The organism is Pseudomonas faucium (assembly GCF_021602585.1).
Lineage (GTDB): Bacteria > Pseudomonadota > Gammaproteobacteria > Pseudomonadales > Pseudomonadaceae > Aquipseudomonas > Aquipseudomonas faucium.
Map to the genome: position 1 here is coordinate 360,366 of NZ_BQIP01000002.1, position 12,214 is coordinate 372,579.

Sequence of the window (12,214 nt, forward strand, 5' to 3'; positions counted from 1 at the left end):
TAGGAACATAGATATTTCCTACGCATGCTGTTGAGCACCATCACCTTCCTGCCCTAAGCCGTTCGCCCTAAGCTCCGCGATCTCATGGTTTCCGACCATGGGAAGTTGAGGTTTGTACCTAGGCTTGTACAATGTTTGTGTTTGCAGAACCAAGCCTATTGCCCATCCATTTACCCTGGCTGGGTCGAGAAGAACCTGATCCAGGCTACGCCTGGGAAGGATTTGAAAAATGCATGTACTGACTTTTAGCCAGGCTCGCGCCGACCTGAAGCAGACGATGGATGATGTATGTCGAGATCATGAGCCTGCGATCATCACTCGCCAACGTGGCGAGCCGGTGGTCCTGATTTCGCTTGAAGACTACAACGGCATGCAAGAGACCCTGTATTTGCTGGGCTCTTCCACTAACGCCAAGCGCTTGCGCGCCTCCATCGAGCAGTTGCGGTCGGGTACAGCTGTAACCCATGAGCTGTCCATAGATGAACATGAAGTCAAAGCAGCGGAACAAGACTGAAGCCCGCAATTGCGTGAGCGTTGCGTTTACTGCGGAAGGTTGGGATGACTACTGTCACTGGAAAGATGCTGACGCTGATGTGTTTGCTACGATCAACACCCTGATCAAGGAATGCCTACGTACGCCTTTCAAAGGCACAGGCAAACCTGAGCCTCTGAAGGGAGATCTTTCAGGATTCTGGTCCCGTCGCATTACCCGCGAGCACCGGCTGGTCTACCTCTTTGAAGGAGGGCAGATGACCATCTTGCAGTGCCGATACCACTACGACTGATCGTGCTGCCTGTCCTCGTGGAAAAGCCCGCGAAGGGGCCGCAAGCGGCCCCAAGGTTCAGGGCAGTAGAACAGTCGACCCCACCGTCCGCCGCGCCGACAGCTCGGTCTGCGCCTTGGCCGCCTCGCTCAGCGGATACCGCTGCTGGATATCCACCACCAGCTTGCCACTGCCAATCATGGCAAACAGGTCATCGGCCATGGCCTGGGTGTTCTCGGCATTGTTGGCATAGCCGGCCAGGGTCGGCCGGGTGACATACAGCGAACCCTTCTGCGACAAGATCCCCAAGTTCACCCCAGTCACTGCGCCGGACGCATTGCCAAAGCTCACCATCAACCCGCGCGGCTGCAGGCAGTCGAGCGAGGTCAGCCAGGTGTCGGCGCCGACGCCGTCATACACCACCGGGCATTTCTTGCCGTCGGTCAGTTCAAGCACGCGCTTGGCCACGTCCTCGCGGCTGTAGTCGATGGTCGCCCACGCCCCCAGCGCCTTGGCCCGCTCGGCCTTTTCGGCGGAGCTGACGGTGCCGATCAACTTGGCCCCGAGCGCCTTGGCCCACTGGCAGGCCAGCGAGCCGACGCCCCCGGCAGCAGCGTGGAACAGGATCACATCGCCCGGCTGCACGGCGTAGGTCTGCTTGAGCAGGTACTGCACGGTCAAACCCTTGAGCATCACCGCCGCCGCCTGTTCGAAGCTGATGTCGTCGGGCAGCTTCACCAGGTTGGCTTCGGGCAGCGTATGCACCTCGCTGTAGGCGCCCAGCGGGCCGCCGGCGTAGGCCACGCGGTCACCCACCTTCAAGCGGGTGACGCCCTCGCCCACGGCCTCGACCACCCCGGCACCTTCGGTGCCCAGGCCAGAAGGCAGCGCCGGTGGGGCGTACAGCCCGCTGCGGAAATAGGTGTCGATGAAGTTCAAGCCGACCGCATGGTTACGCACACGCACTTGCTGCGGGCCGGGGGCTGGCGGGTCGAACTCCACGAACTGCAGTACTTCCGGGCCGCCATGCTGGCTGAACTGGATACGCTTGGCCATCTCGCACTCCTGTTGTCGGGATCGGGAAAGGCCTTCTATCGGACGCCTTTGCTTGATCGCCGTCAACTGCGGCGCGCGGGTTGGCGGTGGTATGCTACGCGCCGAATTCTTCCCTGCCCGTTCCTGGTGACCCGATGACTAGCCGCACCGAGGCCGTGAAAGCCTACCTGCTCGACCTGCAAGACCGCATCTGCTCTGCCCTCGAAGCCGAAGACGGCGGCGCCCGCTTCGTCGAGGATGCCTGGGTGCGCGAAGCCGGTGGCGGGGGGCGCACGCGGGTGATCGGCGAGGGCCAGGTGATCGAGAAAGGCGGGGTGAACTTCTCCCACGTGTTCGGCGCCGGCCTGCCGCCGTCGGCCAGTGCCCACCGCCCCGAGCTGGCGGGCCGCGGCTTCGAGGCCCTGGGCGTGTCGCTGGTGATCCACCCGCACAACCCGCATGTGCCCACTTCCCACGCCAATGTGCGCTTTTTCATCGCCGAGAAAGAAGGCGAAGAAGCGGTCTGGTGGTTCGGTGGCGGCTTCGACCTGACCCCGTACTACGGCAATGAAGAAGACTGCATCCACTGGCACCGCGTGGCCGAGCAGGCTTGCGCGCCGTTCGGCGCCGACGTGTACCCGCGCTACAAGGCCTGGTGCGACCGCTACTTCCACATCAAGCACCGCGGCGAGCCACGCGGTATCGGCGGCCTGTTCTTCGACGACCTGAACGAGTGGGACTTCGACACCTGCTTCGCCTTCATCCGCGCCATCGGCGATGCCTATGTCGACGCCTACCTGCCGATCGTGCAGCGCCGCAAGCACACGCCCTACACTGCCGAACAGCGCGAATTCCAGGAGTACCGCCGCGGCCGCTACGTGGAGTTCAACCTGGTCTACGACCGCGGCACCCTGTTCGGGCTGCAGTCCGGTGGGCGTACCGAGTCGATCCTCATGTCGCTGCCGCCGCAGGTACGCTGGGGTTACGATTGGAAGGCCGCGCCCGGCAGCGAGGAAGCGCGCCTGACCGACTACTTCCTGCAAGATCGCGACTGGCTCGCCCAGTAAGCCTGTGGATAACCGAGGAGCTCCCATGGACCAGTACGTCGTTTTCGGCAACCCCATCGGCCACAGCAAGTCGCCGTTGATTCACCGGCTGTTCGCCGAGCAGACCGGCCAGGACCTGGAGTACAGCACCTTGCTGGCGCCGCTGGACGAGTTCAGCGACTGCGCCCGCGGTTTCTTCAAGCAAGGCAGCGGTGCCAACGTGACCGTGCCGTTCAAGGAAGAGGCCTACCGCCTGTGCGATAGCCTGACCCCACGCGCCCAGCGCGCCGGGGCGGTGAATACCCTGAAGAAGCTGGCCGACGGCACGCTGCAGGGCGACAACACCGATGGCGCCGGGCTGGTGCGTGACCTGACGGTGAATGCCGGGGTCGAGCTGGCCGGCAAGCGCGTCCTCATCCTCGGCGCGGGCGGTGCGGTACGCGGTGTGCTGGAGCCGATCCTGGCGCTGGACCCGCAATCGCTGGTGGTCGCCAACCGCACGGTGGAAAAGGCCGAGCTGCTGGCGCGCGAATTCGCCGAACTGGGGCCGGTGGTGGCCAGTGGGTATGGCTGGCTGCAGGAGCCGGTGGACGTGATCATCAACGCCACCTCGGCCAGCCTGGCCGGCGAGTTGCCGCCGATTGCCGAAAGCCTGGTCGAGGCCGGGCGCACGGTGTGCTACGACATGATGTACGGCAAGGAGCCGACGCCGTTCTGCCAGTGGGCGAGCAAGCTGGGGGCGGTGAAGGTGATGGATGGGCTGGGCATGCTGGCCGAGCAGGCGGCCGAGGCGTTCTACATCTGGCGTGGGATTCGGCCGGACACGCGGCCGGTGCTGGACGAGTTGCGTCGGCAGCTGGCGCGGGGTTGATGTTTTGGGGCCGCTTTGCGGCCCTTTCGCGACACAAGGCCGCTCCTACAAGGCACCGCAATCCCCTGTAGGAGCGGCCTTGTGTCGCGAAAGGGCTGCAAAGCAGCCCCCACGATCACTCAATAAATCGAATGGGACACAGCTCCACCCCCTCCAACTTCTGCAATTCCTCGATCACCTGCGGCCTGGCCCGCTGCAAGGTCAAACTCCCCCCCGCCCGGCGCAGCCGCCGCGCCTCGCGGTGCAACATATCCACCCCCGAATAATCGATGAAGTTCACCTGCCGCGCATCGATCACCACATGCGGCCCCTGGCAGCGCTGCAAGCGCACCTGCAGGTAATGCGCCGCACCAAAGAAGATCGACCCACCCACCCGCAGCACATCCGCCTGCCCTTCCCGGCTCTGCTGCACGCGCGGGCGCGACGTGCGCTTGAGGTAGAAGAACAGCGATGCCAGCACCCCGGCATAAATCGCCGTCTGCAGCTCCAGCAGCAAAGTCGCCGCCGCCGTCAGCGCCATCACCAGAAACTCCGAGCGGCTGACCCGGAACAGCGCACGAATCGCCCGGTGGTCCACCAGCCCCCAGCAGATCAGCAGGATGCTGCCGGCCATGGCCGGGATCGGCAGGTGCGCGATCAGCCCGGCCCCGGTCACCGCGAACAGCGCCACCCACAGCGCCGAGAACACGCCGGCCAGGGGCGAGCGGGCGCCGGCGTCGTAGCTCAGGCCCGAACGGGTGAACGAGCCGGATGACAGGTAGCCCGAGAAGAACGCACCGACGATGTTCGACAGGCCCTGGGCGCGGATTTCCTGGTCGGCGTCGATCAACTGCTCCGAGCGCGCCGATAGCGAGCGGGCGATCGACAAGCTGGTTACAAGACCAAGCATGCCCACCGCAACGGCGCTGGGCAGCAGGCGCAGGATCAGTTCCAGGTCCAGCAACGGCAAGGGGCTGAGCGGCGGTAACTGGCCGGTGAACGCCGGTACCCGCGCCACATGGCCGAAGAAGCTCGGCAGCAGCCAGGCGCCCCCGCTGACCACCATCAGGCTTATCAACAGGCTCGGCCAGCGCGGGCGCCAGAGTTTCAAAGCCACGCCGATCACCACGGTCGCCAGGCCAAGCAGCAGCGACGGCACATCGACCTCGCCGGCATGCCTGGCCAGGTCCTGCACGGTCTTCAGCGCCGTGGCCTGGCTCGGCAGGTCCATGCCCAGCAGGTTGGGCAACTGGCCCAGGGCAATGACGATGGCCGCGCCCAGGGTGAAGCCGAGCACCACCGAATGGGAGACGAAGTTCACCAGCGCGCCGAAGCGCAGCAGGCCGAGCAGCAGCTGGAAGACGCCGCCGAGGAACGTCAGCAGCAGCACCAAGGTCACGTAGTCGGCGCTGCCGGCCACGGCCAAGGGGCTGATGCTGGCGTAGAGGACGATGGAGATGGCGGCGGTCGGGCCGCAGATCAGGTGCCAGGAGGAGCCCCACAAGCAGGCGATCAGCACCGGCACGATCGCCGCGTACAGGCCATATTCGGCAGGCAGGCCGGCGATCAGGGCGTAGGCGATCGATTGCGGCAGGGCGAGGATCGCCCCGCTCAGGCCCACCAGCAGGTCCTGGCGCAGGCTGCGGCCCGATTGGCGGGGCAGCCAGGTGAGGAAGGGCAGTAGGTGGGTCAGGTGAATCATTGGGTAACTCGCATTGGGGGGCTTGTGCTGGCTGTTCTGGCCTCATCGCCGGCAAGCCGGCTCCTACAGGGATTGCACAAGGGCTGGGTTCACTGCGGCTGCACCCCAGCCAACCAACCCTCGACTACCTGCGGATGCGCCTTGACCCAAGCCTTGGCCGCTTCATCGAAGCTGATCTTCTTATCCACAACCTCGGCCATGATGCTGTTTTCCATGTCCAGGGTGAATTGCAGATTGCCCAGCAGCTTAGCCGCATTCGGGCAGGCTTGTGGATAACCCTTGCGGGTCAGGGTATAGACCTCGCCCTTGCTGCCGAACCACTGCTCCCCGCCCGTCAGGTAGTGCATCTTGAGCTTCACGTTCATCGGGTGCGGTGTCCAGCCGAGGAAGACGATGAACTGGTTCTTCTTCACCGCCCGGTCCACCTGCGCCAGCATCGCCTGCTCGCTCGACTCCACCAGCTTCCACTGGCCGAGGTTGAAGTCGTTGTGGTCGATGATCTGCTTGAGCGACAAGTTGGCCGGGGCGCCGGAGCCGATGCCGTAGAGTTTCTTGTCGAACTCGCCTGCGTGTTTCTGCAGGTCGGCGAAATCCTTCACCCCGGCATTCCACACGTAGTCGGGCACCGCCAGGGTGAATTCGGTTCCCTCCAGGTTGCGCGAGAGCCGCTGCACGTCGCCATTGGCGACGAACTTGTCATGAAAGCCCTGTTGCGCCGGCATCCAGTTGCCGAGGAAGGCATCGACCTTGCCGTCTTTGAGGCCGCCATAGATGATCGGCACCGCCAGGCTGTCGACCTTGACCTGGTAGCCCTGGCTTTCCAGAAGCACCCGGGCGACAGCGTTGGTGGCGGCAATGTCGCTCCAGCCGGGGTCGGCCAGTTTCACGGTGCGGCATTGCGCGTCGTCGGCGTGGGCGCCGGCAGTGCCCAGGCCCAGGGCCAGGGCGAACACGGCGGTGGAGAACTTGTGCATGGCGGCCTCTCTTCATCAATCCATGGGTGCGGGCTGTGGATAACGTGCCTTGCGCTCGAGGTCGTCGAGGTCGATGTGGTTGCGCATGTACTGTTGGCTGGCGTCCACCCAGGGTTGGTGGTCCCAGCTTTTCAGCGTGCCGATGGCCAACGCTTCGGCCACCAGGCGGCGGCGCCGTTGGCTGGCCAGTACCTGCTGACGCAGGCTGGGGATATCCCAGCGCTGCCGGGCTTCATCGGCAAATGCCTGCAGCAGCGCCTGGTGGTCGGGGCTGCCGGCGAGGTTCTCCCGCTCGTGCGGGTCGCGGCTCAGGTCATAGAGTAGCCAGGGGTCATCTTCGCTGTATATGAACTTGTAGGCGCCGCGGCGGATCATCATCAGCGGGCCGACCGTGCCTTCGGCCATGTATTCGCCAATCACTTCGTCGTGGCCGCCCTGCCCTTGCAGATGGCCGAGCAGCGAGCGGCCATCCAGGTGCAGCGTTTTATCCACAGCCCCGCCGGCCAGCTCGACCAGGGTCGGCAGCAGGTCGCAGGTGGACACCGAGGCGCTCACGCGCGCGGCGGCAAAGCGCTTGGGCGCGTGGATCAGCAGCGGCACCCGCGCCGACATCTCGAACCAGTGCATCTTGTACCAGAGCCCGCGCTCGCCAAGCATGTCGCCGTGGTCGCCGGAGAACACGATCAGGGTGTCGTCGGCCAGGTTGCATTCCTCCAGGGTCTGCAGCAGCAGGCCGATGTTGTCGTCGATGTAGCTGCAGGCGCCGAAGTAGGCGCGGCGGGCATCGCGGATCTTGTCCACAGGCAGGGGCTTGTCCCACAGGTCGTAAACCTTGAGCAGGCGTTGTGAATGGGGGTCGAGTGCTTGCTGGGCGTACACGTCGCGCGGCATGGGGATATCCACACCCTCGTAGCGATCCCAGTAGCGCCTGGGGATGGTGTACGGGTCGTGGGGGTGGGTCATGGACACGGTCAGGCAGAACGGCCGGCCGTCGTTTTCGCGCACATGGTCGTAGAGGTATTGGCGGGCCTTGAACACCACTTCTTCGTCGAAATCCAGCTGGTTGGTGCGCACGCAGGGGCCGGCCTGCAGCACCGACGACATGTTGTGGTACCAGCTGGGGCGTTCGTCCGGGGCATCCCAGTTCACCGCCCAGCCGTAGTCGGCGGGGTAGATGTCGCAGGTCAAGCGCTGTTCGTAGCCGTGCAGCTGGTCGGGGCCGCAGAAATGCATCTTGCCCGACAGCGCCGTGCGGTAGCCCAGGCGGCGCAGGTAGTGGGCATAAGTCGGGATATCGGCGGGGAAATCAGCGGCATTGTCGTAGGCGCCGATCCGGCTGGGCAACTGGCCGCTGACCAGGGTGAAACGTGAGGGTGCACAGAGTGGGCTGTTGCAGTAGGCCGAATCGAACACCACCGCCTGTTCGGCCAGGCGGCTCAGGTGCGGCATCTGGATGGGCGAAGGGGCGTAGATCGGCAACAGCGGGGCGGCCATCTGGTCGGCCATGATGAACAGGATATTCGGGCGCGTCATGGGAGGCTTCCATTGTTTTGGGTTATGCGAACCGCTTGCCTACCAAGATGCGGCTGTGGCTAACATGGGTAAAGCCCATGCCGGGCAATGACTGGGATTAGCCACGCTTATGTTTGACCACCTTGCCGAGCTGTCACTGGATACCTTGCGCGTGTTCGAGGCCGCTGCCCGCCTGCGCGGCTTCACGGCTGCCGCGCTGGAGCTGGGCACCACGCAGCCGGCGGTGAGCCAGCAGGTCAAACGCCTGGAGGCGCAGCTGGGCACGCGGTTGTTCGACCGCATCTACCGGGGTATCGAGCTGACCGAAGCGGGCCAGTTGCTGTTCGAGCAGGTTCACCAAGGCTTGCAGGCCATGGACGATGGCATTGCCGAAGTCAGCGGGCGCGGCCAGCGCGAGGTGTTGCAGGTGGCCACCGACTTCGCCTTTGCGGCGTTCTGGCTGATGCCCCGCCTGCAGCGCTTTCATGAGGCTTATCCACAGGTGGACGTGAGCCTGGTGACCGGCGAGCGCAGCCAGGCGATGTTGCGCCCGGACATCGATGTGGCGGTGCTGTTCGGTGATGGGCGTTTTCATCAGGGCGAGAGCCGCTGGTTGTTCGATGAGGAGGTCTTCCCGGTCTGCAGCCCTCGCTTGATTCATGGCAAACCCTTGTCAGCCGTGGCTTTGCAGCGTTTGCCGTTGCTTCATTTGCGGGGCGAGCAGGCCAGCCGCTGGTTCGATTGGGCGGGAGTGTTTCGTGGGTTCGGCCTGGCTAGCCCGCCGCCGCCGGGGCAGTTGCGGTTCGATAACTACACCTTGCTGATCCAGGCGGCGATTGCCGGCCAGGGGGTGGCGATTGGCTGGGGGCATTTGGTTGATGGGCTGGTCGAGCAAGGGCTTTTGTGCCGGCCGCTGGAGGGGAGCTTGCGCTCGCAGCGGGGGTATTACGCGGTGCTGCCGCCGCGCAAGCGGCGGGGGGCGTTGATCGAGCGGTTTGTGGATTGGTTGGAAAATGAGCGCGGGGTGTGACAGGGGCTGCTGTGCAGCCCATCGCCGGCAAGCCGGCTCCCACAAGGCCCCGTGGGAGCCGGCTTGCCGGCGGTGGGGCCTCAGGATACGAAGTTAAGGTGCTCGCCCCGATGCAGCCCCAGCTCCAGCATGTCGACCATCCCCGCCGCCACCCCGGCCAAGCGCCGCAACGGCGCCTCCAGCTGCGGATCCACCGTGCCGCTGGCCGTGCGAAAGTGCTCCATGCCCATGCCAGGCCAATCCGCCGGCGCATTGATCAGCGTCCAGTGCAGGGCACTGCGCTGCAGGGTATCGACCACCTGGTCCGCCCCTCCACGCTGTTCATCGCTGTAGCGGCCTGGCGTATCGAGCACGGCAAAATCGCCCACCAGCAACAGCCGGCGTATAGTCGTGCGGCCCAGCCCGGCCACCAGCGCCTCGGCCATCCGCCACTGCCCAGGCAGGTCGCCCGGCGCCAGCGCCGGCAGCAAGGCAATCACCGCCGAGCCCCCTGCGGCGCCTTGTTCGGCCTGGTCAGCGCTGGCCAGCCCGCCTATCTTGAAATGCAGGCCCGGGCGCGGCGCATGGCGGTTGAGGTCGTCGACCACTGCGGTGACCTCGTGCTGGCGCGACAGCAGCTCGACCATCAGGGCACTGCCCAGGCTGCTTTCAGCCCCGAACAGCACCAGTTTGAACACTGGGGTTTCGGCATTTTTCACCACGTCACTCCCTTTGCAGGTGGTGATGGTTTGACCGCAATCAGGAGTTATCGTGCAGAGGATCAAGGGTTACCACGCCCACATCTATTACGACGCAGCGACCCTCGAGCAGGCCCGCGAGCTGTGCGAAGAGGCCACGCGGCTGTTTCCCGTGACCATGGGCCGCATGCACCAGAAACCGGTCGGGCCGCACCCGGACTGGAGCTGCCAGCTGGCGTTCGGGCCGGAGGTGGTGGGGGTGGTGCTGCCGTGGTTGGCGTTGTACCGGAAGGGGTTGGTGGTGTTTCTGCATCCGCTGACCGGGGATGAGTTGGCGGACCACCGCGATCATGCGATCTGGATGGGGGCCGTGCGGCCCTTGGATCTGTCGATCTTTGAGTAATAGGTTGGTTTTGCTGGCCCTATCGCCGGCAAGCCGGCTCCCACAGTGGGCATGTGCAGCACTGACCCTGTGGGAGCCGGCTTGCCGGCGATGAAGGCGACGCGGATCAGCGGCGAGCGCCGCGCACCCCTTCCGCCAGTGCCGAGCACAGGCTCAATACATCGCCAACGGCCTGGTCGGCATCCTTGGCCTGGGCAATCTTGTCGACCAGCGCCGAGCCCACCACCACACCATCGGCCAGGCGTGCGATTGCCGCGGCCTGCTCCGGCGTGCGAATACCGAAACCCACGCTGATCGGCAAAGCGGTATGCCGGCGCAGGCGGGCAATCGCCTCGGTCACGTGCTCGGTGGTTGCCGAGCCAGCACCGGTCACACCGGCCACCGACACGTAGTAGACGAACCCGGAGCTGCGCTCCAGCACGCGCGGCAGGCGTGCATCGTCGGTGGTCGGGGTGGTCAGGCGAATGAAATCGATGCCTGCGGCCTGGGCCGGGGCGGCCAGTTCGGCGTCATGCTCAGGTGGCAGGTCGACGATGATCAGGCCATCGACACCGGCCTCTTTCGCCTCGGCGACGAACGTGTCCACACCAAAGCGGTGGATCGGGTTGTAGTAACCCATCAGCACGATGGGCGTGGCCTGGTTGCCGATGCGGAATTCACGCACCATCTGCAAGGTCTTGGCCAGGGTCTGGCCGGCTTCCAGTGCGCGCAGGGTGGCCAGCTGGATGGCCACGCCATCGGCCATCGGGTCGGTGAACGGCATGCCCAGTTCGATCACGTCGGCACCGGCCGCCGGCAGGCCCTTGAGGATCTGCAGCGAGGCGTCGTAGCCAGGGTCGCCAGCGGTGACGAAGGTGACCAGGGCGGCGCGGCCTTCGGCCTTCAGCTCGGCGAAGCGTTGTTCAAGACGGCTCATGCCTGTTTCTCCTGGGCTGCCATGTGGTTCATCACGGTTTGCATGTCTTTGTCGCCGCGGCCGGACAGGCAGATCACCATCAGGTGGTCCTTGGGCAGCTGCGGCGCGCGCTTGATCGCTTCGGCCAGCGCGTGGGAGCTTTCCAGGGCCGGGATGATGCCTTCCAGGCGGCAGGTGGCATGGAACGCGTCGAGGGCTTCGTCATCGGTGATGCTGACGTATTCCACGCGCTTCACTTCGTGCAGGTAGGCGTGCTCCGGGCCGATGCCTGGGTAGTCGAGGCCGGCGGAAATCGAGTGGGCGTCGGTGATCTGGCCATCGTCGTCCTGCAGCAGGTAGGTGCGGTTGCCGTGCAGCACGCCCGGTACCCCGCCATTGAGGCTGGCAGCGTGCTTGTCGGTATCGACACCGTGGCCGCCGGCTTCGACGCCGATGATCTGCACGCTGGCATCGTCGAGGAAGTCGTGGAACAGGCCCATGGCGTTGGAGCCACCGCCCACGCAGGCGATCAGGCTGTCAGGCAGGCGGCCTTCCTTTTCTTGCAGCTGGGCGCGGGTTTCCTTGCCGATGATCGACTGGAAGTCGCGGACCATGGCCGGGTACGGGTGCGGGCCGGCAACGGTGCCGATCAGGTAGAAGGTGTCGTCGACGTTGGTGACCCAGTCGCGCAGGGCCTCGTTCATGGCGTCCTTCAAGGTGCCGGTACCGGCGGTGACCGGCACGATTTCGGCGCCCAGCAGCTTCATGCGGAACACGTTGGCCTGCTGGCGCTCGATGTCGGTGGCGCCCATGTAGATCACGCAGGGCAGGCCGAAGCGCGCCGCGACGGTGGCGGTGGCCACGCCGTGCATGCCGGCGCCGGTTTCGGCGATCAGGCGTTTCTTGCCCATGCGCTTGGCCAGCAGCACCTGGCCGATGCAGTTGTTCACCTTGTGCGCGCCGGTGTGGTTGAGCTCTTCACGCTTGAAGAAGATCTTGGCGCCGCCGCAGTGCTCGGTCAGGCGCTCGGCGAAGTACAGCGGGTTGGGGCGGCCGATGTAGTCGCGCTGGAAGTAGGCCAGCTCTTCGAGGAATTTCGGGTCGGCCTTGGCCGCTTCGTACTCGCGGGCCAGGTCCAGCACCAGCGGCATCAGGGTTTCGGCCACGTAGCGGCCGCCGAACGAGCCGAACAGGCCGTTGGCGTCTGGGCCGGCGCGGTATTGGGTCTGGGTCATGGGTCGCTCCAGGGCGTGATGAATGAGTGATGGGCTTTACTCTAACCACGGCAAGCCCGGCTGAAAACCGATAAGATTGCGCAAACCTGTC

General features: G+C 65.1%; 13 protein-coding genes. 6 read left to right on the forward strand and 7 right to left on the reverse strand.

Annotated elements, in window-relative coordinates; all coding sequences use genetic code 11:
• The first annotated feature begins 229 nt into the window (after window positions 1-229).
• Window positions 230-514, forward strand: a complete 285-nt coding sequence (locus L6D75_RS04355; RefSeq protein ID WP_176511732.1) for a type II toxin-antitoxin system Phd/YefM family antitoxin — start codon at window positions 230-232, stop codon at window positions 512-514.
• The gene (locus tag L6D75_RS04360; protein WP_276574725.1) at window positions 480-785 is read left to right on the forward strand and encodes a Txe/YoeB family addiction module toxin; all 306 of its coding nucleotides are present in this window, start codon (window positions 480-482) and stop codon (window positions 783-785) included. Before L6D75_RS04355 ends, L6D75_RS04360 begins: the two co-directional genes overlap by 35 nt.
• 57 nt (window positions 786-842) lie before the next feature.
• On the opposite strand, the gene L6D75_RS04365 is transcribed toward L6D75_RS04360, so the two are convergent.
• Window positions 843-1,820, reverse strand: coding sequence for an NADPH:quinone reductase (locus L6D75_RS04365; RefSeq protein WP_176511731.1), 978 nt, complete (start codon window positions 1,818-1,820; stop codon window positions 843-845).
• A 134-nt stretch (window positions 1,821-1,954) separates the two neighbouring features.
• Between L6D75_RS04365 and hemF the strand changes: the two genes are divergently transcribed.
• Together hemF and aroE are read left to right on the forward strand one after the other, a co-directional pair.
• Entirely contained in the window at window positions 1,955-2,866 is a 912-nt protein-coding gene (hemF, locus tag L6D75_RS04370) for an oxygen-dependent coproporphyrinogen oxidase (protein WP_176511730.1), read from the forward strand.
• A 25-nt stretch (window positions 2,867-2,891) separates the two neighbouring features.
• Window positions 2,892-3,716: a shikimate dehydrogenase gene (aroE, locus tag L6D75_RS04375; protein ID WP_176511729.1), complete on the forward strand. Its 825-nt coding sequence runs from the start codon at window positions 2,892-2,894 to the stop codon at window positions 3,714-3,716.
• A 115-nt stretch (window positions 3,717-3,831) separates the two neighbouring features.
• On the opposite strand, the gene L6D75_RS04380 is transcribed toward aroE, so the two are convergent.
• From L6D75_RS04380 to betC, 3 genes are all read right to left on the reverse strand, one after another.
• Window positions 3,832-5,397: a SulP family inorganic anion transporter gene (locus tag L6D75_RS04380; protein ID WP_176511728.1), complete on the reverse strand. Its 1,566-nt coding sequence runs from the start codon at window positions 5,395-5,397 to the stop codon at window positions 3,832-3,834.
• Between the two features lie 89 nt (window positions 5,398-5,486).
• Entirely contained in the window at window positions 5,487-6,371 is an 885-nt protein-coding gene (gene choX / locus L6D75_RS04385) for a choline ABC transporter substrate-binding protein (RefSeq protein WP_176511727.1), read from the reverse strand.
• A gap of 15 nt (window positions 6,372-6,386) precedes the next feature.
• On the reverse strand, window positions 6,387-7,904 hold the full coding sequence (gene betC / locus L6D75_RS04390; RefSeq protein ID WP_176511726.1) for a choline-sulfatase: 1,518 nt from the start codon (window positions 7,902-7,904) through the stop codon (window positions 6,387-6,389).
• Window positions 7,905-8,013: 109 nt separating this feature from the next.
• Here betC and L6D75_RS04395 point away from each other — a divergent pair, with 109 nt between their 5' ends.
• Window positions 8,014-8,913 carry a choline sulfate utilization transcriptional regulator gene (locus L6D75_RS04395; RefSeq protein ID WP_176511725.1) on the forward strand — a complete coding sequence of 300 codons (900 nt, stop codon included), beginning with the start codon at window positions 8,014-8,016 and terminating at the stop codon, window positions 8,911-8,913.
• Between the two features lie 80 nt (window positions 8,914-8,993).
• On the opposite strand, the gene L6D75_RS04400 is transcribed toward L6D75_RS04395, so the two are convergent.
• Window positions 8,994-9,611, reverse strand: coding sequence for an NAD(P)-dependent oxidoreductase (locus L6D75_RS04400; protein WP_176511724.1), 618 nt, complete (start codon window positions 9,609-9,611; stop codon window positions 8,994-8,996).
• 52 nt (window positions 9,612-9,663) lie between these two features.
• Between L6D75_RS04400 and L6D75_RS04405 the strand changes: the two genes are divergently transcribed.
• Complete coding sequence (locus L6D75_RS04405; RefSeq protein WP_176511723.1) at window positions 9,664-9,993, forward strand: DOPA 4,5-dioxygenase family protein; 330 nt, start codon at window positions 9,664-9,666, stop codon at window positions 9,991-9,993.
• A gap of 106 nt (window positions 9,994-10,099) precedes the next feature.
• Here the strand turns inward: L6D75_RS04405 and trpA are convergent, their stop codons facing one another.
• Both trpA and trpB read right to left on the reverse strand, forming a co-directional pair.
• On the reverse strand, window positions 10,100-10,909 hold the full coding sequence (gene trpA / locus L6D75_RS04410) for a tryptophan synthase subunit alpha (protein ID WP_176511722.1): 810 nt from the start codon (window positions 10,907-10,909) through the stop codon (window positions 10,100-10,102).
• The gene (gene trpB / locus L6D75_RS04415) at window positions 10,906-12,123 is read right to left on the reverse strand and encodes a tryptophan synthase subunit beta (protein WP_176511721.1); all 1,218 of its coding nucleotides are present in this window, start codon (window positions 12,121-12,123) and stop codon (window positions 10,906-10,908) included. Before trpB ends, trpA begins: the two co-directional genes overlap by 4 nt.
• Between the last annotated feature and the right edge of the window lie 91 nt (window positions 12,124-12,214).

Excerpts from the sequence above, each read along its gene's own strand:
- L6D75_RS04355 (WP_176511732.1), top strand. The coding sequence starts at position 230 with ATGCATGTACTGACTTTTAGCCAGGCTCGCGCCGACCTGAAGCAGACG.
- L6D75_RS04360 (WP_276574725.1), top strand. The coding sequence starts at position 480 with ATGAACATGAAGTCAAAGCAGCGGAACAAGACTGAAGCCCGCAATTGC.
- betC (WP_176511726.1), bottom strand. The coding sequence starts at position 7,904 with ATGACGCGCCCGAATATCCTGTTCATCATGGCCGACCAGATGGCCGCC.
- choX (WP_176511727.1), bottom strand. The coding sequence starts at position 6,371 with ATGCACAAGTTCTCCACCGCCGTGTTCGCCCTGGCCCTGGGCCTGGGC.
- L6D75_RS04395 (WP_176511725.1), top strand. The coding sequence starts at position 8,014 with ATGTTTGACCACCTTGCCGAGCTGTCACTGGATACCTTGCGCGTGTTC.
- L6D75_RS04365 (WP_176511731.1), bottom strand. The coding sequence starts at position 1,820 with ATGGCCAAGCGTATCCAGTTCAGCCAGCATGGCGGCCCGGAAGTACTG.
- trpB (WP_176511721.1), bottom strand. The coding sequence starts at position 12,123 with ATGACCCAGACCCAATACCGCGCCGGCCCAGACGCCAACGGCCTGTTC.
- aroE (WP_176511729.1), top strand. The coding sequence starts at position 2,892 with ATGGACCAGTACGTCGTTTTCGGCAACCCCATCGGCCACAGCAAGTCG.
- trpA (WP_176511722.1), bottom strand. The coding sequence starts at position 10,909 with ATGAGCCGTCTTGAACAACGCTTCGCCGAGCTGAAGGCCGAAGGCCGC.
- L6D75_RS04380 (WP_176511728.1), bottom strand. The coding sequence starts at position 5,397 with ATGATTCACCTGACCCACCTACTGCCCTTCCTCACCTGGCTGCCCCGC.
- hemF (WP_176511730.1), top strand. The coding sequence starts at position 1,955 with ATGACTAGCCGCACCGAGGCCGTGAAAGCCTACCTGCTCGACCTGCAA.